Raw genomic sequence first — 19,551 nt, 5'->3', positions numbered from 1 at the left:
TGGTCAGACGTTCGGAGTGGCTCCGAGATAGAGGCCGGACAGTTCCTGGTCCACTTGCTGCGGAGTGCCGGTCATGGCGACCCGTCCGGTGGTGAGGACCACCGCGGCGGATGCCAGGCCCAGGATGGTGGTGGCGAACTGCTCCACGGCAAGCACCGTGACGCCCTGCGTGGCGACGTCAGCCACCAGGCCGTAGAGCGTCTCGACGATTTGCGGCGCCAGACCCATCGACAGTTCGTCGATGAGCAGGACTGCCGGATCGGCCACCACCGCCCGGGCCAGTGCCAGCATCTGCTGTTCCCCGCCGGACAGCGTGCCGGCCAGCTGCTTGCGCCGGTTCGCCAGCCGGGGGAACTGGGTGAACGCCCGTTGTTCGATCTCGGCGGGTCGGTGGCCCAGGTGGGTGATGAGGCGCAGATTCTCCTCGACCGTGAGGTTGGGGAACACCCCACGACCCTCCGGCACCAGGCACAGGCCGCGCCGGGCGAGCTCGTCCGGCGCGGCCTGGTTGACCTCGCGTCCGGCCAGCAGCACTGTTCCGGCCGAGACCCGGTGCAGGCCCGCGATCACCCGCAGCATGGTCGACTTGCCGGCACCGTTGGGGCCGAGGACCGCGAAGATGCCACCGGCCGGCACCACCAGGTCGATGCCGTGCAGCACCTCGATGGCGCCGTAGCCGGCACGGACACCGCGCAGTTCCAGCAACGGCGGGCTCTCGGGCGCCTCCTGCCGCGCCGCGGCGGTCCCGGACGGGTGGGTTGCCGGGCCGTTCAGGCTCACCGGGCTCGCGATGTCGGTCATGCCGTCCTCTCCGGTGCCGATCCGAGATAGGCCGCGAGTACCGCAGGGTCGGTGCGCACCTGCTGAGGTGTTCCGGTCATCAGGACCTGGCCGAGGTTGAGCACCGTGATCGTCGAACATACCTGCATCACCAGGTCCATGTCGTGTTCCACCAGCACGATCGCCAGGCCGTCGCGGGCCAGACCGGCGAGCAGGGCACCGAGCACCGCGGACTCCTGCTCGTTCAGGCCGGCGGCCGGCTCGTCCAGCAGCAGCAGTCTCGGGCTCGTCGCCAGCGCCCGGGCTACCTCAAGCAGGCGCGCCATGCCGGTGGGCAGGCCGTCGGCTCGTTCGTCGGCGACGTCCAGCAGGCCCGTGCGTTCCAGGGCGGCCTGGGTCTCGGCCTTCGGGTCGCTGTTGTCGCGGGCCCAGCCGCGGCGCAGCTCGGCGGCGGTGAGCACGTTGTCGGCGACCGACAGCACCCCGAACAGTTCCAGCTGCTGGAAGGTCCTGGCCATGCGCAGCCGGGCCCGCTGGTGTGGCACCAGGCGGGTGATGTCCCTGCCGTCCAGCAGCACCGTTCCCGTCCGGGGCCGGACCAGGCCGCTGACGACGTTGAACAGGGTCGACTTCCCGGCGCCGTTCGGGCCGATCAGTCCGGTGATCCGGCCGGCCTCGGCCGAAATCGACACCGAGTCAAGGGCGGTCACGCCGCCGTACCGGACGGTCACGCCGCGCAGTTCGAGGAGTGTGCTCATCGCCCGGCCCCGATACCCAGACGCTCGTCCAGCAGGTTCCGTTCATGATCGGTCAGCGGTTGGTCCATGCCGCTCCATTCCCAGGCGATGGTGGCAGTGTTCTCGGCGTGGTCAGCGGACTCCGGTTCCGTCGGGGCCGCCGGTGCACCCCGCCGGCTCAGCTTCGCCAGCCCGCGGCCGATGTCGGCGGCGACCCCGTTGGGCTGTTCACCGAGCCCGAGACCGACCAGGCCCGGCAGCAGCTGCGAGCCCCGGTTGAACAGGGACGACAGGTGGGCAAAGGTGCTGAACAGGCCGAGCGTCACCGCGCCGAACAGGGCGCCGCTGACCATGCCGGCACCGCCGGCCATCATCAGCAGCAGCAGCGGCAGGCTCGCGAAGAACGAGAACTGGGTCGACGCCGTCTGACCCGACAGCCCGGCCAGCAGCGCACCACCGACGCCGGCCATCCCCGCCGACAACGCGAACACGCTGAGCTTGACCGTGGTCAGTCGCAGCCCGAGCGTCGCGCACGCGGCCGGGCTCTCCCGCATCGCCAGCAGCATCCGCCCGTATCTGGACCGGCGCAGTGCGACCACGCCCAGGCCCATCAGGGCGAAGACGACGGTCAGGACCACGAAGTAGATCCGGTCGTCGCTGACGTTGACGCCGCCGAGATCCAGCCGGGCGGTCGGTACCGAGCCGGATTCGAACAGCGGCACCCGGTAGCCGAACACCGTGATGGACGGCAGGCCGAACAGCCAGAGGTCGCAGAAGCTGGCCACCGCGGCGGTCGACAGCGCCAGGTACAGCCCATGCAGTCGGATCGCCGGCAGTGCGGTGATCGCGCCGCAGATCGCCGCGACGGCGAACGCAGCGATCAGACCGAGCACGTTGCCGTCCTTGGCGGCGTGGGCGAAGGTGAGCGCGCCGACCCCGGCGAAGGTCATCTGGCACAGCGAGATCTGCCCGCCGTAGCCGAGCAGCGGCACCAGCGAGAGCCCGATGATGCCGAGACCGAGACCGGTGCTCATCGAGAACAGCGGTTGGGTCGGCAGGACCATGGCCAGCAGCGTGGCCACGATCAGCAGGGTGCCCGCACCGATGACGAACATGCGGTAGGTCGGCACCGGGAAGGACTCCCGGCTGCGCCGGGCCGCATGGCCACGCAACCGCTGGTGCGGCAGCACCAGCAGGGCCAGGAAGAGCACGATGATGGGGATGGTGGTGGGGAAGCTCTGCAGCCAGGGCACCGTGGACGTGGGCAGGTAGCCCACCGCGTAGCTCTGTGCCAGGCCGATGACGAGCGCGCCGGCGAAGGTCATCGGCAGGCTCCGCAGCTTCCCGATCACCGCCGCCGCGTAGGCGTTGACCACCAGCAGCGTCAGCGGGATCACCGCCAGTTGCAGGTAGGGCGCGATCAGCACGCCGGCCAGCGCCGCGAGCATCGAACCGACGGCCCAGCTGGTCATCGCGGCCCGGTCCGGCCGGCCGCCGTTGAGCAGCACCAGCGACCGGTCGTCGACCACGGCCCGCATGTCCAGCCCGATCCTGGTCCGGTAGAGCAGCAGCCGCAGTCCGACCGCGCACAGCACACCCAGCGCCAGCGTGATCAGCTGGTCCCAGGTCACGAACACGCCGGCGATGTCGACCTTGTTCCCCGCGTAGAACGCCGGGAAGGGACGGCTGACCTGCGGATCCCAGATCCACAGCGCCGCACCGACGAGGGTCAGCATGACGCCGATGGTCACCGCGAGCTTGGTCGCCTCGGTGGCGTCGGTCAGCTTGCGCATCAGCAGCCGTTCGAGGCCGCAGCCGAACAGCGGCGCGAGGATGAGCACCACGAGCGGCAGCGCCAGCCACGTCGGCCAGCCCCAGCCGAACCGCAGCTGCCAGTACGAGAACGCGCCGAACATCCCGAACGCGCCGTGGGCCAGGTTGAACACGCCGGACGTGGTGTAGGTGACCACCAGACCGCTGGCCGCGATCGAGTAGATGGCTGCCGTCACCAGGCCGAAGATCGTATAGGCGATGAGCTCATGCATCCGGTGTTGACCTCCGGGCGGTCAAAAGTGATCAGATCACGCAGTGGACAGCGGGTCCGGCAGATCGCCACCCGGGGCCGGGCAGCGCGCGGTCCCGGGTGGCGATGGTTGCTCGTCGTCTTGCGGAGGATCAGGGTGTTACGGTCGGCGCGTTCTGCGGGTCGCAGTCGTACTTCCCGATCTCCTTGGGGATGACCTGGGTGAACTTGTCCGCCTCGACCTTCATGACGATCCAGCACTCGGACGTCTTGTTCTCCGACGGGGTGATCTCACCCTGCAGGCCGCCGCCGGTCCAGTTCTTGACCTTGCCGACCTCGGTCATCACGCAGGCCCGGGTCACCTGCGACCCGCATGCCTTCACCGACTGGGCGAACAGCAGCCACGAGGAGAAGGCGGTGGAGCTGAAGAAGGTGAGCTTGGCCTTCGGCGCGTGCTCCTTCAGGATTTTCAGGAACTGCGCCACCGCGGGAACGGTGTCGGCGGTCTCGAACGGCGTGGTGGGGATGTAGACGTAGTGGTTCTTCGCGACCTTGCCGGCCAGCGTCAGGTAGGTGGCGTCGTAGAGCTGCGGCGGCGAGATCTGGATGTCCGGGTACCAGTTCTGGGTCGCCATGGCCTGCTGCAGGCCGGCGACCGCGGTGACCGTGGCGTTGACGAAGAGGAACTTGACCCCGGCGTTCTTCATGGCCTGCACGTACGGGCCCCAGTTGACCTGGCCGGCGGAGCTGTACTGGGCGGTGTAGACGAGCTTCCCGCCGATCTTGGTGATCGCCTCGTTGTACGTGTGCTGTTGCCGGGCACCCGCGGCGCCATCGGCGTACAGGGTGCCGATCGCGTTCTGAATGCCGGGGTTGTCGGCGAACAGCTTGTGGAAGCCGCCGACGTTCTGCTGCGTACTCGGGATCGGGTTGAGCGGAACCATCAGCTTGGCGTCGGCGGCCTTGGCACCGACGGTGGCGGCGGTGAAGTTGGGCATCCCGCACTCCACCCAGGCGTCCACGCCGGTGTCGTCGAGGACGCCCATGCTGCCGACCAGGGCGAGATTGCTTGTGCAGCTCGTCTTCACCTGCGGCAGGTAGTTGCTCATCGCGGAGTCACGCTTGTCCAGTGTCAGCTTGCGGCCGTTGATGCCGCCCGCGGCGTTGCACCAGTTGACGAAGGCGTCGGCCCCGTCGAAGATCGGCTGGAGCAGGCCGGGAGCGGCCGACCAGCCGACGTCGGCGACGGTGCCGACCCGGATCTCGGTGTCGGTGACGCCGACATCGGTGGCGCCCTTGGCGTCGCCGGGGCCGCACACTTCGCCCAGGGTGCCGAAACTCCCTGCCGATGCGCCCGCCGTTGCGCCGGCCGGCGCCGTGCTGTTCTGTGTTGTCGGGCTGGGAGCGCCATGGCCGCCACAGGCGGCAAGCGCTAACAGTAATGCGGTGACGGCGGCCAACGCCGCTGTTCGCTGTCGCATGGCTGACCCCTTTCGGTGTATGACCAGATGGTCGTTGAATCTGCTCGGCGCCAGATGCCCCCGTTCCACTGAATGGCATGGCTGGCAACCGGAACAACGGCGAACTCCCGGAGGTCCGAATCGGCGGACCCGCAGCGTCAACACGCCGAGTTCGCTGAACTCCGCGACTACGCGGCTGCCGGATGACCGAGTGTGGCCGAGCCGAGGCCACTCGCTTGCTCGGTGTAGGGATGTCGCGCCGGCCGAAGATCGGGGCGGTGTCCGCGAACTCGCCCACCTGCCCGGCGTACATCACGACCACCCGGGTCGCACGCATCGACGACCACCCATGTCATGGGTGACCAGCAGGACCCAAGGCGTGCCAGTGCACCGCGAGCGTGCGGATCAGGTCGAGAATCTGTGCCGGCGCAACGCCTCGGAAAGTTGGTCGCCGACGGTTCCTGGGCATCATCGCGATGCTCCGGCCGCTGGACAGAGGCGGTCCTGAGGCGGTCCTGACCGCTCACGCGCCCCCGGGCGCGGATGCTAACCGGGCGGTAGCGCTTCCATGTCGACGATCCGGCGGCTGAAGCGCCAGGTGCCCGCGTAGCGGGTCAGTTCGTCCAGGTACCGGCCGAACACCAGCACGATCGGCCCGGTGTCGCGTTCGTACAGCATGGTGAAGTAGGTGCTCGCGACCGCCCGGTCACCGTCAAGCGCGATGGACGGCACCGACAGGAAGTGCTTGTGGTAGACGGTCGGCGCCGACGTGTGCTGGTCGGCGAACGCGATGAGGCTCTCGGTGCCGGTGTGCACGAACATCGGCTCGCCCCGGCGGCGCACGTCGAACACCCCGTCCGGGGTGAAGGTGTCGGCCCAGGTCGCACTGTCACCGTAGTCGAGTGATTCGGCGTACCGCACCATGGTCCGGGCCACCGCGCGTTCGTCCTCGAGTTCGGCTACCCGGCGGCGCAGTTCGGTGATTTCGTCGTCATCCATCGATACCTCTCTTTTGCCGGTCTCGGTCCTCTAGGCGGCGGTCGAGCCGGCCACGTCGAGCAATTCGATCCGGTTGCCTTCGGGATCCTCGACAAAGGCGAACCGGGCACCCGGCCGGAATTCGGTGACCGGTGTCGCAATGGCGCAGCCGAACGCCGCGCACTCGTTGACCAGATCCTCGATATTGCTGACGAACAGGCTCAGATAACGCAATCCGGTGGCCGGCACCGTGCCGGGTGGGTTCGAATCCTGTGGCGCTGGTTCAAGGGCAAGGAGCTTCACGACCGAACCGCCGGCCCCGAACCGCCACATATGTGTTCCCGGAAACTCCAGATCACCGAGGTACGGAAGGCCCAGCACGTCCCGATAGAACGTGAGCGCTTTCTCCGGATCGCGTACGACGATGCCGATCTCGATCGCTTCGTTGTTGATGACCGCTACCATTCCCGCTCCTTACTTGGTGCGCAGTCTCTTGAATCGGACGGCCGTCCGCAGGCGCGGCGATGCCGTTGAGCGGCGCTCAGCCGCCCGGTAGCCGCCAGTCCTCGGGGTACCGATCGCCGGACACCGGATCTGCGGCGAGCACCGCGTCGATGCGGACCAGTACCTCGGCCGGCAGGTCGATGTCACTGGCGGCGGCATTCTCGGCGAGGTGATCGGAGCTCGTACTTCCCGGGATCGGCAGGACCAGGGCGGAGCGGCTGAGCAGCCAGGCCAGCGCGAGCTGACCGGAGGTGATGTCCAGTGCCCGGGCGAGTTCGCCGAGCGTTGCGGCCAGTTGCTGGTTGTGGCGCAGATGATCGCCCCCGAACCGGGGCAGCCGGGAGCGCAGATCCGAGTCGGCGAAGCCGGTGACGCTCTGCAGGCGACCGGTCAGCAGCCCCTTGCCGAGCGGCGCGAACGCGATCAGGGCCGCCCCGAGCCGGTCGCACTCGGCCAGTATCCCGGCTTCCACGCCACGTTCGAACAGCGAGTATTCGCTCTGCACCGAGACCAGCGGGTGCACCGCGGCCGCGCGGCGCAACTGCTGCGGCGTCACCTCGGACACCCCGAGATAGCGGACCTTGCCCTCGGCGACCAGCGTGGCCATCGCCCCGACGGTCTCCTCCACGGGCACCTGCGGGTCGACCCGGTGCAGTTGGTACAGGTCGATGACGTCCGTCCGGAGCCGGCCGAGCGAGGCCTCGACACCGGCCCGGACGTGCTCCGGACGTCCGTCGACCACCCGCCCTGCGGCCGAGTGGTTCGCGACCAGCCCGACCTTGCTGGCCAGGAGTACGCCGTCGCGGCGGCCGGCGAGCGCGGCGCCGAGGCGCTCCTCACCGGCCCCGGCGCCGTATGAGTCGGCGGTGTCGAACAGCGTGATTCCCAGATCGAGCGCTCGATGCACCGCCCGGGTGGCCTGGTCGGCCGAGACCGCGCCGAAGTAGCCGTCGACCAGGCCCATACAACCCAGCCCGATGGCCGAGACGGCAGGCCCGCCCCGGCCAAGGGTTCGCAGCCGCATCGCTCAGCTCCGATCGCCGCGGGTCATGAGCCGAAGTCGTAGGACACTTCGCCCATCGCGCCGGCCGCGAGCAGGCCACCGTCGATGACGAAATCCGAGCCGGTGATGAAGGACGCCTCGTCCGAGGCGAGGAACGCGACCAGCGCCGCGATCTCCTCCAGCGTGGCACCCCGGCGCATCGGGGTGGCCAGCCGGATCTTCTCGGTCATCTCCGCGGCGCCGTCGGACATCGGCGAGGTGACGAGCCCGGGATGGACCGCGTTCACCCGGATACCCCAGCCGACGAACTCCAGCGCGGCCGTCTTGGTCAGCCCCCGCAGCGCCCATTTGCTGGCGTTGTACGCCGGCAGCGCGAAGCCGTAGAAGGCCGCCGCCGAAACGGTGTTCACGATCGCGCCCCCGCCGGAGTCCCGCATCGCCGGTGCGCACAGCTGCATCCCGTACATGGCACCGTCGAGGTTCACCGCCATCACCCGGGACCAGTCCTCAGGCGTGACGGTGGCCAGCGTTTCCAGCACACCGATGCCGGCGTTGTTGACCAGGACGTCGAGGCGGCCGTGCTCCCCGACGACGTCGGCGACCACACCCGCCCAGGCCGCTCGCGAGCTCACGTCGAGCCGGGCGTAGCCGACGCCGTCGCCGATCTCCGCGCTGTCGTGCACGTCGCAGCCGATCACCGTGGCGCCCTCGGCGGCGAACCGGCACGCCTCGGCCGCGCCCTGCCCCCGAGCGGCCCCGGTGACCAGGACCACCTTCCCCGCGAAACGTCCGTCAGCCATGCTCATGCCTCCTTGACCGGCTCGGCGGCGGCGTAAACGCCGGCCTGGTACGCCCACACCAGCGCGTTGCCCAGCGTCGCGCCGCCGGACCAATATGCGCCGTGCCCCGGTGATCCGACACAGTTCCCGGCGCCGTACAGGCCGGGAATCGGTTCGGCGTTGCTGTCGATGACCTGCGCCCGTTCGTTGATCGACGGCCCGCCGTTGGTGTCGAAAGCCGCCGCGCCGATCAGGATCGCGTGGTACGGCCCGGTCGACGCGAACGGGTACATGGTCCGGTTGACGCCGCGGGTCAGCCCGAGCACGCTGTACCCGCGCTCGCCCGGCGCGGTGCCGCGACCGAAGTCCTCGTCGTGCCCGCTCTCCGCGAAGGTGTTGAACCGCGCCACCGTCCCGGCGAGGTTCGCCGCGAAGTCCGGCGCCAGCCGCAGGCCACCGGTTTCACCGGCGAGCTTGGCCAGCCGCTCGTCGATCGCCTCGGCCAGTTCCTCCCAGGTGTCGCCGGAGATCACCAGGTCCCACGGCTGACCCGGGTACGGCACGGGGTACTTCACGCCCATCTCGGGATTCTTCGCCAGCGCGTCGTCGTACACCTGGAACAGCACGGTGTTCTCGTACGCCTTGGTGGTCGCGTCGTAGACGGTGTGGATCCGCCCGCGCTCGTTGTAGTGTGCCTTCTCGTTGACGACGCGTACCCCGTGCCGGTTCACCAGCACCATGCTGTCGCCGTACAACCAGAAGGCCATCGAGTCGGAGCGATGGGTTTCGCGCACCTCCTCGACCGCCATCTGGCCCCACCAGACGCTGTCGATGTTCTCGGTCATGGCGCCGAGCTGCTGTGCGATGCGCAGGAACACACCGGTGTTGGTCTTCGGTGCGGTCACGCCCCACACCGTGCCGCGCAGCATCTGGGTGCGCAGCTCCTCGTCGTGGAAGAAGCCACCACTCGCGAAGATCACCGCCTTGCGGGCGCGCACCGTGACAGTTCCCAGTGCGGTGCTCGCGGCGACCCCGACGACCTCACCGGCGGCGTTGACGAAGGCCTGCTCCACCCGGTGTCCGGTGCGCACCTCGATACCGGCACGCTGGCTGTGCGCGTAGAGCAGGTCGACGGTGGCCTGCCCCTGCCCGGGACCGTGAATCCCGCCGGTGTCGGCCATCATGGCGCGGCCGTACTCCACCTTGTTCTCCGGCAGTTCGCTGTGGTATTCGATGTGGCCCTGCGGGTTGAACACCGCATCCGGCGTCACGCCGTCGCTGAACACCGAGCCCATCGCGCCGATCTCGTTGAGCTCTTCGGTGGCGACGGACGCGACGTCGTAGTACGTCTCGAACATCCGGTACGTCCGCGCCGGGATGCCGAGGGTGCTGGAGTTCGGGTCGTAGCGAGAGGGGTAGGACAGCCGGGCCATCAGCCGCAGGCAGTCCTCCTTGGGGTCGGCGATGCCGGCCGCGCGCATCTGCGGGTTGTTGGGAACCCAGTACTCCCCCGACGAGATCCGCATCATGCCGCCGACCTCATCGTCGGCCTCCAGCATCACCACCCCGCAGCCGCGCCCACGTGCGATCGAGGCCGCGACGAACGCCGCGAACCCCGACCCGACCACGACCACGTCGGTCTCGGCACTCCAGCTCCGCGGGGGGCGCATACTCTGCATGCCTGCCATCGGTCACGTTCCTTTCGCGTCTTCAGCCATCGAAGGTGCCGTAGGTGCTGCGGAAGTAGAGCAGTGGTACTTCGAGCTCGCGCGCTGAGCGGCTCCTGTACGGCCGCAAGGATGTTCACGGCGAATCGAGCGACAGCAACGAGAACGTCTGGCAGGTCATCCCGATGGAGCCCTCGAGCCGGCCTGTCTTGGCCGAGAGCGGGCGGCGATCCTCCTGCCGGCTGGCTCAAATGCCCTGATCGGCGATGGACAACCCGAACTGCAGGGCGCCGTAGGCCATCAGGATCGGTTCGGCGACATTGCTGTTGTGCAGGCTTCCGGCGTGAATGTCCCGCCAGGCCCGCTGGATCGGATTCAGTTCGTGCAGCGCCCGTCCGCCTGAGTTGGTGAACACCCGGTCCACGGCGGAGCCCGCCACCTGGGTGGCGCGCACCTGGTCGAGACGGCTGCGTGCACGCAACTCGATCGGGATCTCCTTGCCGTCACGGGCGAGCGCCATCATCTCGTCGAGATCGCGCATCATCTGCAGCCGGGCGCCGTCCAGCTCACCGGCGGCTTCGGCCACCCGCACCTGCGAGAACGGCTCCTCCGCCACGCGGGAGCCCTTGGAGATCCGGACCCGGTCGGCGGTCCAGGCGATGTGCTCGTCCAGCGCACCCTGCGCGGCACCGAGCAGCGGCGCGGTGATCCCGAAGCTGAACACCGACCCGAACGGCAACTGGTAGATCGGCGATTCGCTGGTGACACTGCCGGAGGTGAACGGGTGGGTGCGGTGCTGCGGGACGAAGGCGTTGTCCACGACGACGTCGTTGCTGCCCGTTCCGCGCAGACCCACCACGTGCCACACGTCGTCGACGACGTAGTCGGTGCGTGGCAGCAGGAAGCACAGCCGGCGCACCGTGCCGTCCGCTTCGGTCGCGGCACCGCCCAGGATCACCCATTCGGCGTGGTCGGACCCGGACGAGAATGACCACCGACCGTTCAGCCGATACCCGCCGTCGACGATCTCGACCTTGCCCCGCGGCGTGTACGAGGAGCTGATCAGCACGTCGCGGTCGGCGCCCCAGACGTCCTCCTGCGCCTGCTGCGGCATGAGCCCCAGCTGCCAGCTGTGCACCCCCACGACGGCGTACACCCAGCCGGTGGAGGGGCAGGCAGCGCCGATGATCATCGCTGCCTCCATGAACACCTGCGGGTCGTACTCGAAGCCGCCGTACACGGCCGGTTGCAGCAAACGGAACAAACCGGCTGACTTGAGATCGTTGATCGTCTCGTCGGAAATACGCCTGGCGTTCTCGGTGTCGAAGGCGCGCTCGCGAAGCACGGGTGCCAATGCGCGGGCCTTGTCCAGCATGTCGTCCGGGCTCATGCCCGACCTCCTTGGATCCTCGCGACGAGCTCCGGCAGCGCGGTGCTCTAGGACACTCTGCGATCGAGAAGTGTTCTTGTCCACCAACACATCCCAATCAGCGGCACGGCGACCGGCCGGGATCAGGACGTCGGCAGCGCAACCGATAGATGTCGGCTCAAATCGCCGGCCAGCTCGATGCGGATCAGTCGGTCGGCGAACCGCCAGCCGTCGGCGTCCAGGACGAACATGTCCCGGTAGCTGCCCGCCGCCACCACCTGCAGCGCCAGTTCCGGCCGCGCCTGCAGCACGGTGAAGTAGGCCCGCCCGGTAGCGGTACCGGCCTCCCGGTCCTCGTCGACGATCAGATTGGTCGTCACGTGCTTCGTCGACGGGGTACCGTCCTCGAAGCGGCGAACCGAGTTCGCAAACGCGTTGTGCACCTCGTCCGAGCCGGTGAAGGTGACAATGCCGGCCGGGCCAGAGGTGCGCAGGGTCGCTTTGCTGAACAGGCCGGCCATGCCCGCGAGGTCGCCGCTGTCCAGCCGTTCGGCATAGGTGTACACAAGCCTGGCGATCGCCGCGTAGGTGGATTCCATCGGCTGACCGTACGGCCGGTCACCGCGGCCTCGGGTGGCCTCGTGCCACCAGGCGGGACCACAGCAATCTCGACCGCACCAGCGGCACCGGAGAACGCAAGCCGGGCGGTATCCGGATTTGTTCGGGTGTAACGACCCGAGCAGCGGCCGTCAGCCGGCCTATGGAACTGTGGAGGGGTGGATCCCGCGTTCGTACTTGTGCATAGCTACTACGAGCAGCAGATTCCCGTACCTGACGGCTGGGACAACCGGCCGTGTGGGTATCTGCTGTTCGGGCCGTCGTATGACCACATGGCGCAGGATGCCCGCGTACGCGGCTGGGACGTCGACCAGGTCCCCGGCCAGCATCTGCACCAACTCGTCGATCCAGACGCGGTGGCCGCTCGCATTGTCACTATGACCAGAAGGTGGCGCTGGCCGGCCGACGGGCGTTCATGCCGCACGCGGGTGCCGGCGGTACTGGTCGGCGGTGTCCAGACCGCTGCCGGACCGCAGCCGCCGGTGACCCGGCGCCCTCGGTGCGTCCAGCAGGACGCCCCGAGCAGCCAGGCCACCGGCAAGCCGATGGATAGCTCGGTGGGCTACTTCTCCTGCTGCTCCCGCTGCTCGATGATCAGGCGGAGCAACCACACCCGCAGGAACTGTGCGAAGGAGTAGCGCAGGAACACCCCGGACCCCGTCACCGCGCACGCGATACCCAGCATCGCGACGATCTGCGCATCGCTCTGGTTCAGCGGGTTGTCGGTGTTGTAGGACAGGAAGTAACCGACCACGCCGAGCACGATGCCCAGTAGCGCGAGCAGCATGCCCAGCCGGGCCAGGACCCGGTCCCGGCCCGGTGCGGGCGCCGGCAGTTTCATCTCCGCGATCCGCTCCCGGAAGGCATCGACACGGGTGCCTGGTTGCACATCGACGCTCATGGCTCTCCTCGACAATGCTCGTTCGGCGATGGGCTCGACCGTGATGCCCTGCGGCCACTGTTCACGCCGGGGTACCGCGGGTCAACTCTGGTGTCTCATCCAGTGGCACCGTTCGCCACGCAACCCCCGGCATCAGGTCTACCGTGGCTGGATGGTCACGTTCGCTTCTATCGACGCTGCCTTGGCGGAGATCGCCGCCGGCCGGCCGGTGGTCGTCGTCGACGACGAGGACCGCGAGAACGAGGGCGACCTGGTGTTCGCCGCCGAGCTGGCGACCCCTGAGCTGGTGGCGTTCATGATGACCCATTGCCGCGGCCTGATCTGCGTACCGATGAAGTCCGACGCCCTCGAACGGCTCGAACTCGGTCCGATGGTGGCGCGGAACACCGAAAGCATGGGGACCGCGTTCACCGTGTCCGTCGATGCCCGGGAGGGCATCAGCACCGGAATCTCGGCCGCCGACCGGTCCCGCACCATCCGGCTGCTGGCCGATCCGACCACCAAAGCCACCGCGATCGCACGTCCCGGTCACGTGTTTCCGCTGCAGGCCCGGCCGGGCGGGGTGCTGCGCCGCGCCGGTCACACCGAAGCCGCGGTGGACCTCGCGCGGCTGGCCGGGCTACGTCCGGCCGGCGCCATCTGCGAGATCGTCAACGCCGACGGCAGCATGGCACGGCTGCCTGAGCTGTCCGCGTTCTGCGAGCGCCATCACCTGCTGCTGATCTCGATCGCCGACCTGATCAGCTACCGGCGACGCTACGAGCAGCAGGTCGAGCGGGTGGCCATCGCCGAGCTTCCGCTCGACGCGGGCAAGTTCCGCGCGCTCGGCTACCGCAGCCTGATCGACGGTACCGAGCACCTGGCGCTGCTCACCGGTGAGATCGGGGACGGCACGGATGTGCTCGTCCGAGTGCACTCGGAATGCCTGACCGGCGACGTGCTGGGCTCGCAACGCTGTGACTGCGGTGCCCAGCTCCGCGCCGCACTCGCAGCGGTCGCCCGGGAGGGGCGAGGCGTGGTGATCTACCTCCGTGGGCATGAGGGTCGCGGCATCGGCCTGCTGCACAAGCTGCGTGCCTACGCGTTGCAGGACGCCGGTGCGGACACCGTCGATGCCAACGTTCGACTGGGCCTGCCGGCCGACGCCCGGGACTACGGGATCGGCGCCCAGATCCTTGTCGACCTGGGGGTGCGGAGCATGCGGCTGCTGACCAACAACCCCACCAAACGCGCCGGTCTGGAAGGCTACGGACTCGAGATCATCGGACGGGTCGGGATCCCGGTCCGGTCAAATCCGCACAACCTCCGCTACCTGCGCAGCAAGCGTGACCGGATGGGCCACGATCTGTCGGGACTGCCCTGGTACGACGACGATGTGTCGTGGGCTGCTCTGGCACACCGTGGCGTCCGCGGCGCCACCCCCGCCGATCATCGCGGCCGGGTGAGCATGTTCGGCCTTGCCTCCGAGGACAACGACCCGGCCTGAGCCCCGGGTGTCCACTACAGGCAGTAAGCCAGCGGCACGGGTCATACCGGTAGCCTTAGGACGCGGGGGACGGCGGCCGTTGCTACCCGGACAAACACCTAGCAGTCGTGATCTGGAGGAGCGGGTGGCGCTGGCACAGCGGATCTCCACGAGGAATGCCCGCTTCCAACAGTGGCAGGCGCTGCTGACGAATCGGAACAAGCGGCAGCGTTCCCGCGAGTTCCTCGTGCAAGGCGTGCGGCCGATCAGCGTCGCCGTCGAGCAGGGCTGGCCGATCCGGACCTTGATCTTCGACATGCAACACCAGCTCTCAGGCTGGGCCCTGGATCTCCTCCACACGACTCGCGTTGAGCAGGTGGCCATGGCCCCCGAGCTTCTTGTCGAGCTGGGCGAGAAGAACGAGGACGCGCCTGAGGTCATCGCGGTGATGGAGATCCCGGACGACAACCTCGGCCGCATCAAGGTATCCGGGGACTTCCTTGGTGTGCTTTTCGACCGGCCGACGAGCCCGGGCAACATCGGCTCCATCATCCGCTCCGCGGACGCCTTCGGCGCCGATGGTGTCATCGTGACCGGCCATGCCGCCGACGTCTACGACAGCAAGTCGGTGCGGGCGAGCACCGGGTCCCTCTTCGCACTGCCGACCGTCCGGGTCCCGTCAGCGCAAGAGGTGATGGTCTGGCTCGACGCGCACCGGGCAACCGGAACGCCGGTGCAGGTCGTCGGCACGGATGAGCATGGCGATGCCGATATCTTCGACTTCGACCTGACCGGTCCGACGCTGTTACTGATCGGCAACGAGACCAAGGGACTGAGCTCGTCCTGGCGTGCGCTGGCCGACCATATGGTCAGGATCCCCATGGCTGGCAGCGCCAGCTCACTCAATGCTGCCAACGCCGCGACCGCGGTGCTCTACGAGGCTGCCCGTCAGCGCATCGCACGGAGCCGGCGTTCTTAATCGCTGGACGGATGGCGGGCGGCGGCGGTAGCGTTCCAGCGACCGTGGTCCGGCCTGTGGGGGTGAGCACCGTGACCGTTGTAGCGATGTGGGTGCTCCCCATTCCCGTCACGGTCGGGCGACTGCAGTAGGCGCCGCCCGGGAGCGTCTCTTTGGGATCTCCCGAAAGGTGACACCGATGAACACACTCGTCATCACGCGCGTCGCCGAGCGGCAGTGGCATGCCCTCGACGACGACCTCGTGGTCGGCCGCGGCGACGCCTCGCCCCGCCCGGACGGCCGCCTCTTCCTGAGCATCGACGCCTGGCACGACGACGTCTTCGCCCGCCTCGCCGAGGCCATGCTGGCCGCCCTGCCGCGGCCGCTGTACACGGTCGTGGACGAGGCCGACCCCGACCTGCGAACCCGGTGGGTGCAGGCCGGCCTGACCACCCGCCGCCGCGAGTGGGAGTACGTCATGTCGAGCGGCGGCGACGGTGCAGTACCACCGCCGGGTCTGGCGCTCTTGCCCATCGGCACCGCCGAGCTGGACCCGCTGCGCCACCTGGACCAGACGATCCGCGCCGAGATCGAAGCCACGATCGGTTGGGATCAGATGCCGGCGGCGGTACTGTCCCGACCGCTCGACCCCACCCATTACGTGGTCGCCGCCGAGCTCGACGCCTACGTGGGCCTGGCCCGATTGGCGCTACTGCCGAGGCACACGAGGATCGGCCTCATCGCGGTCCGGTCCGGCCACCGCCGCCGCGGCATCGCCCACGCCCTGCTCGCGCAGATCCTGGCCGCCACCCACGCCCGCGGCGTCGCAACGGTCTCCGCAGACGTGCATGAGGCCAACACCGCGGCTATCGCCCTCTTCGAGGCCGCCGGCGCGCGCCGCACCGGCAGCAACCTCGAGCTGGTGATCCACTGATGCCCAAGGCAACCGACGGCATCCAGCTGGAGGGCACCGTGCTGGAGTGCCTGCGCGACGCCAAGTTCCGCGTCGAGCTCACCAACGGCCACATCGTCCTGGCCCACATCAGCGGCAAGATCCGCAAGAACTACATCAAAATCCTGCCGTTCGACCGCGTGCTGGTCGAGCTCAGCCAGTACGACCTGACGAGGGGCCGGATCCTCTTCCGGTACCGCAACTAGCTCTCGGAAACGAAGGACGGCGCCGGTCTCCCGGCGCCGTCCTCGTCAGTGCTCTGCAGGTCTTCGGCTGCCGTGCGGGCCTCGACCTGGATCGACTCCGGCCGGACAACAGCGGATGCTACGTACCCTGCAGGCAAGGCCTCCGGTAGCCTGGCGCGGTGCCGATTCGAATCGCCGTCCTTGACGACTACCAGAGTGCTGCCCAGTCAAGTGCCGATTGGACGCCTCTGCGCGACCGAGCCGACGTCACGTTCTTCACCGACCACGTCGCCGACCCGGCTGACCTGGTGCGCCGGCTGGAGTCGTTCGAAGTGGTCGTGGCGATGCGCGAGCGGACGGCGTTTCCGGCGTCCATTCTCGACAGGCTGCCCAATCTGGCGCTGCTGGTCACCACCGGTCCGTTCAACGCGGCAATCGACGTCGCGGCCGCACATGCCCGCGGGATCGTGGTGTGCGGCACCGGCTCCGTACCGCACACCACGGCCGAGCTGACCTGGGCGCTCATCATGGCGGTCACTCGGCGGGTAGCTGCGGAAGATGCCGCACTGCGTGCCGGGCGGTGGCAGACTACGATCGGCCCTGAGCTGGCCGGATCGACCCTCGGCATCCTCGGGCTGGGCAATATCGGCGCGCGGATCGCCCGGTATGCGCAGGCCTTCGACATGGACGTCGTCGCCTGGAGCGAGAATCTCACCAGTGAGCGCGCCGAGGCGGTGGGCGTGAAGCTCGTCAGCAAGCAGGAGCTGTTCGAGCGCGCCGATGTGGCGACCGTCCATCTCAAGCTGAGCGAACGCACGACGAACCTGATCGGGCGGCCCGAACTGGAGCTGCTGGGCCCGCGCGGATATCTGGTGAACACCTCGCGCGGGCCGATCGTGGACGAGTATGCCCTGGCCGCGGCCCTGTCGGAGGGAGTCATCGCCGGCGCGGCCCTGGACGTGTTCTCCGTCGAGCCGTTGCCGGCGGACCACCCGCTGCGGCTCGCGCCGAACACCGTCCTGACGCCGCACATCGGCTATGTCTCGGAACCGATGTACCAGCGATTCTTCGGCGACGCGGTGGAAGACATCGTGTCGTGGTTGCAGGGCACCCCGGTTCGGGTGATCTCGGCCGGGTAACACCGGCCGGGCTCACGACCGAGGTAGTCGTGGCCGCGGTCCGCTGGTATCCGCGCTTCAACCTCTCGTATCGCGACGAGGTCGAGGTCGATCACTTCACCGCCTACCGGTGAGCGCAGCGGTTCACGCCACTGCTGGCCGGCGCCGCCGCGGTCTACCACGAACTCGCCATCGACACCCCGCCCACGCTGCGGGTCGCGGCGGCGTCTACCGAACTCGCCCAAGCGATCTGACTGCCCATCCGGCACTGGCCTCAGAGCCTGTTGGTAGAGCAGCGGCGGCACGCTATTTGCCATCGTCTGGCCAACGCCAGACAAGCCCGGCCCCGCTGGTGTTGAGCCAACGCCAGTATGGTTTGCGGTCGTAGATCTGCCATTGTTTGTTGTCCCAGCAGCCAACCATTGGGTTACCGTCGGGGTCGAGTTCGTCTAGATCGAACACGTAGGTCTCGTAGTTGCTTGCACCGGGGCCGCTAACGAAGCGGTCCGGTGGCAAGTCACCGATCCGGTGTCCGGCGACCTGCCAGCTTTCGTCGGCGAACCACTCCAGGATGTTCGAACCCAAATCTCCGCCGATCCCGTCGCCGACCGTGTGCGCCAAACGGTGATGTACCGCCCAGAGGTCCCGGATCGGACGGGGTGCCGGACCAGCCAGCGACGGAACGTCGATGGTTGGATCAGCAAGGTGCGGGGCGGCGCCGACGACAAGATCTATCGAATCGCTGTCCGCCGCCGCGAACGAGTCGAGGCTTGTCGGCGGCACCCCTTCGTCGTGGTCATCGTACCGCCACCAGGTGACATAGCCGAGGTTGACGTCACCGTCAGGCCCGGTGAGTAGTGCCAATGCCAGGGTGCGGTGATGCGCGGCGGCAACGAACTTGGGCGCCTTGACGGCGATCGGCGCCCACACCAGCCGGAGGGCCTCAGTCAGTCCGGCAGTGGCCGGGATGCCCCAGGGGTTGCTGGGGAACGCGACATCTCCGACCCCGCCGGCCAGCAGCAAGCCGACCACGTTGTACTGCTTGCGGGTCTCGTGACGGACAAACTCCTGGATCACATCGAGGCGGCGCGAGGCCACCATAGTCCGAGATATCCGTTGATGCACCACGACAAGTCGGGTAAACATCGCGGGGTTGTCTGCGGCGTGCGCCACGGAGACTTCGGCCACGGTCTGGTGGAACTTCTCGAGCAACGCTGCCGCCTGGTCGGCCGGCATCGGCGCACCGCCGTCGAGGACGGCGGCGAACAGTGGTGAGGCGTCCAGTATGGCCGGTGGCGGCTCGGGGAGGTCCGGCTGTTCGATGTGTGGCTGCTGCGCATAGGCGTACCGTCCCGGGTTGCCTCGGGCCGGTAGGGCGCGCAACTCGTCGGGGGAACGGCTCGCCCGCCATTGTTCGTGCTCGCGACCCTGTGCTGCCAGCTCGGCCCGGTCCCGACGCTCGCGGGCCAGCACCAACGGATCGTCCGGTTGCTCGCCGTCCCATCGGGCGATGTCACCTAGCTCGGGTGTTGGCTCGGTGGGCCGGTCGCGCGCCGCCTGCTCGAGCGACCTGGCGAGAACTCGGGCCGGATGCCAGTATGCCTCATCGCTGTCGATGGCGGCCTGCGCCTCGTGGTCCGGCAGGCCGCCCAACTCCCGGTCGAACCGGTCGAGCGCGGCCTGCTCGAGTGTCCTGGCACGGGTCTGCGCATCGCTGTAGCGGCGCAGGTACGCATCCCACTCGCTGGCCAGGTCGTCCTCTGGGACAGCGACCCGCTCCACAAAGAAGGTGAACGCGTCGATGCCGGCGAGCCGGCTGTGGTCACTGACGATCTTGCCGCGCAAGATCTCATGGGGTGTTTTCGGTGTTACTGCTGGTCCAGCCGCGCCGGCGGCACGAACCTGGTCGGGTCGCAGGCTCACCGGCACCGGCCGGCCGAACAAGGCGATCTCAACGTTGATTTCGTGGCTGGTCTGCGACAGCACCGTGCCGCGCAACCCGGCGAAAGCACCGTCGACCACTTCAATGTCGCCCACGATTGACACCCTACGAG

The 19,551-nt window shown here is 68.4% G+C and carries 17 protein-coding genes and 1 pseudogene; 5 read left to right on the top strand and 13 right to left on the bottom strand.

What is annotated here, in order from left to right:
- Positions 1-3: 3 nt before the first annotated feature.
- The 12 genes from Dfulv_RS21835 to Dfulv_RS21780 form a co-directional block, all read right to left on the bottom strand.
- A complete protein-coding gene (locus Dfulv_RS21835) occupies positions 4-801 on the bottom strand; it encodes an ABC transporter ATP-binding protein (protein WP_259866207.1) in 798 nt (265 codons plus the stop codon).
- The gene (locus Dfulv_RS21830) at positions 798-1,538 is read right to left on the bottom strand and encodes an ABC transporter ATP-binding protein (RefSeq protein WP_259866204.1); all 741 of its coding nucleotides are present in this window, start codon (positions 1,536-1,538) and stop codon (positions 798-800) included. Before Dfulv_RS21830 ends, Dfulv_RS21835 begins: the two co-directional genes overlap by 4 nt.
- Positions 1,535-3,562, bottom strand: a complete 2,028-nt coding sequence (locus Dfulv_RS21825) for a branched-chain amino acid ABC transporter permease (RefSeq protein ID WP_259866202.1) — start codon at positions 3,560-3,562, stop codon at positions 1,535-1,537. The genes Dfulv_RS21830 and Dfulv_RS21825 overlap by 4 nt, the downstream gene beginning before the upstream one ends.
- A 130-nt stretch (positions 3,563-3,692) precedes the next feature.
- Positions 3,693-4,859, bottom strand: coding sequence for an ABC transporter substrate-binding protein (locus tag Dfulv_RS21820; RefSeq protein WP_259866200.1), 1,167 nt, complete (start codon positions 4,857-4,859; stop codon positions 3,693-3,695).
- A 687-nt stretch (positions 4,860-5,546) separates the two neighbouring features.
- A complete protein-coding gene (locus tag Dfulv_RS21815) occupies positions 5,547-5,999 on the bottom strand; it encodes a nuclear transport factor 2 family protein (RefSeq protein ID WP_259866198.1) in 453 nt (150 codons plus the stop codon).
- A 30-nt stretch (positions 6,000-6,029) separates the two neighbouring features.
- Positions 6,030-6,443 carry a VOC family protein gene (locus Dfulv_RS21810; protein ID WP_259866196.1) on the bottom strand — a complete coding sequence of 138 codons (414 nt, stop codon included), beginning with the start codon at positions 6,441-6,443 and terminating at the stop codon, positions 6,030-6,032.
- A gap of 76 nt (positions 6,444-6,519) precedes the next feature.
- Positions 6,520-7,446, bottom strand: a complete 927-nt coding sequence (locus Dfulv_RS21805; RefSeq protein WP_259866194.1) for an aldo/keto reductase — start codon at positions 7,444-7,446, stop codon at positions 6,520-6,522.
- Between the two features lie 83 nt (positions 7,447-7,529).
- Positions 7,530-8,285 (bottom strand): SDR family NAD(P)-dependent oxidoreductase, encoded by a 756-nt coding sequence (locus Dfulv_RS21800; RefSeq protein ID WP_259866192.1) that lies wholly within the window; start codon positions 8,283-8,285, stop codon positions 7,530-7,532.
- Between the two features lie 2 nt (positions 8,286-8,287).
- Positions 8,288-9,934, bottom strand: a complete 1,647-nt coding sequence (locus Dfulv_RS21795; RefSeq protein WP_259866190.1) for an FAD-binding protein — start codon at positions 9,932-9,934, stop codon at positions 8,288-8,290.
- 244 nt (positions 9,935-10,178) lie between these two features.
- Positions 10,179-11,321: a 3-hydroxy-9,10-secoandrosta-1,3,5(10)-triene-9,17-dione monooxygenase oxygenase subunit gene (gene hsaA, locus Dfulv_RS21790; RefSeq protein WP_259866189.1), complete on the bottom strand. Its 1,143-nt coding sequence runs from the start codon at positions 11,319-11,321 to the stop codon at positions 10,179-10,181.
- Positions 11,322-11,443: 122 nt separating this feature from the next.
- Positions 11,444-11,899, bottom strand: coding sequence for a nuclear transport factor 2 family protein (locus tag Dfulv_RS21785; RefSeq protein WP_259866187.1), 456 nt, complete (start codon positions 11,897-11,899; stop codon positions 11,444-11,446).
- A gap of 581 nt (positions 11,900-12,480) precedes the next feature.
- Complete coding sequence (locus tag Dfulv_RS21780; RefSeq protein WP_259866185.1) at positions 12,481-12,819, bottom strand: hypothetical protein; 339 nt, start codon at positions 12,817-12,819, stop codon at positions 12,481-12,483.
- 151 nt (positions 12,820-12,970) lie between these two features.
- On the opposite strand from Dfulv_RS21780, the pseudogene Dfulv_RS21775 reads away from it, so the two are divergent.
- From Dfulv_RS21775 to Dfulv_RS21755, 5 genes and pseudogenes are all read left to right on the top strand, one after another.
- Positions 12,971-14,161: pseudogene (locus tag Dfulv_RS21775) on the top strand (bifunctional 3,4-dihydroxy-2-butanone-4-phosphate synthase/GTP cyclohydrolase II); the annotation flags it as partial.
- Between the two features lie 268 nt (positions 14,162-14,429).
- Entirely contained in the window at positions 14,430-15,263 is an 834-nt protein-coding gene (locus tag Dfulv_RS21770) for a TrmH family RNA methyltransferase (protein WP_259866183.1), read from the top strand.
- 178 nt (positions 15,264-15,441) lie between these two features.
- Entirely contained in the window at positions 15,442-16,176 is a 735-nt protein-coding gene (locus Dfulv_RS21765; protein WP_259866181.1) for a GNAT family N-acetyltransferase, read from the top strand.
- A complete protein-coding gene (gene infA / locus Dfulv_RS21760; RefSeq protein ID WP_259866180.1) occupies positions 16,176-16,400 on the top strand; it encodes a translation initiation factor IF-1 in 225 nt (74 codons plus the stop codon). The genes Dfulv_RS21765 and infA overlap by 1 nt, the downstream gene beginning before the upstream one ends.
- 158 nt (positions 16,401-16,558) lie before the next feature.
- A complete protein-coding gene (locus Dfulv_RS21755; RefSeq protein ID WP_259866178.1) occupies positions 16,559-17,518 on the top strand; it encodes a D-2-hydroxyacid dehydrogenase family protein in 960 nt (319 codons plus the stop codon).
- Positions 17,519-17,803: 285 nt separating this feature from the next.
- Here the strand turns inward: Dfulv_RS21755 and Dfulv_RS21750 are convergent, their stop codons facing one another.
- Positions 17,804-19,534 (bottom strand): KOW domain-containing RNA-binding protein, encoded by a 1,731-nt coding sequence (locus Dfulv_RS21750; protein WP_259866176.1) that lies wholly within the window; start codon positions 19,532-19,534, stop codon positions 17,804-17,806.
- Positions 19,535-19,551 lie beyond the last annotated feature (17 nt).

Source organism: Dactylosporangium fulvum (genome assembly GCF_025137375.1).
Classification (GTDB): Bacteria; Actinomycetota; Actinomycetes; order Mycobacteriales; family Micromonosporaceae; genus Dactylosporangium; species Dactylosporangium fulvum.
Note: the sequence above shows the minus strand (reverse complement) of the source record. Positions and strands in the feature narration are given on the sequence as shown.

Excerpts from the sequence above, each read along its gene's own strand:
- Dfulv_RS21835 (WP_259866207.1), bottom strand. The coding sequence starts at position 801 with ATGACCGACATCGCGAGCCCGGTGAGCCTGAACGGCCCGGCAACCCAC.
- Dfulv_RS21830 (WP_259866204.1), bottom strand. The coding sequence starts at position 1,538 with ATGAGCACACTCCTCGAACTGCGCGGCGTGACCGTCCGGTACGGCGGC.
- Dfulv_RS21825 (WP_259866202.1), bottom strand. The coding sequence starts at position 3,562 with ATGCATGAGCTCATCGCCTATACGATCTTCGGCCTGGTGACGGCAGCC.
- Dfulv_RS21815 (WP_259866198.1), bottom strand. The coding sequence starts at position 5,999 with ATGGATGACGACGAAATCACCGAACTGCGCCGCCGGGTAGCCGAACTC.
- Dfulv_RS21810 (WP_259866196.1), bottom strand. The coding sequence starts at position 6,443 with ATGGTAGCGGTCATCAACAACGAAGCGATCGAGATCGGCATCGTCGTA.
- Dfulv_RS21805 (WP_259866194.1), bottom strand. The coding sequence starts at position 7,446 with ATGGGCCTGGTCGACGGCTACTTCGGCGCGGTCTCGGCCGACCAGGCC.
- Dfulv_RS21800 (WP_259866192.1), bottom strand. The coding sequence starts at position 8,285 with ATGGCTGACGGACGTTTCGCGGGGAAGGTGGTCCTGGTCACCGGGGCC.
- Dfulv_RS21795 (WP_259866190.1), bottom strand. The coding sequence starts at position 9,934 with ATGCGCCCCCCGCGGAGCTGGAGTGCCGAGACCGACGTGGTCGTGGTC.
- hsaA (WP_259866189.1), bottom strand. The coding sequence starts at position 11,321 with ATGAGCCCGGACGACATGCTGGACAAGGCCCGCGCATTGGCACCCGTG.
- Dfulv_RS21785 (WP_259866187.1), bottom strand. The coding sequence starts at position 11,899 with ATGGAATCCACCTACGCGGCGATCGCCAGGCTTGTGTACACCTATGCC.
- Dfulv_RS21780 (WP_259866185.1), bottom strand. The coding sequence starts at position 12,819 with ATGAGCGTCGATGTGCAACCAGGCACCCGTGTCGATGCCTTCCGGGAG.
- Dfulv_RS21765 (WP_259866181.1), top strand. The coding sequence starts at position 15,442 with ATGAACACACTCGTCATCACGCGCGTCGCCGAGCGGCAGTGGCATGCC.
- infA (WP_259866180.1), top strand. The coding sequence starts at position 16,176 with ATGCCCAAGGCAACCGACGGCATCCAGCTGGAGGGCACCGTGCTGGAG.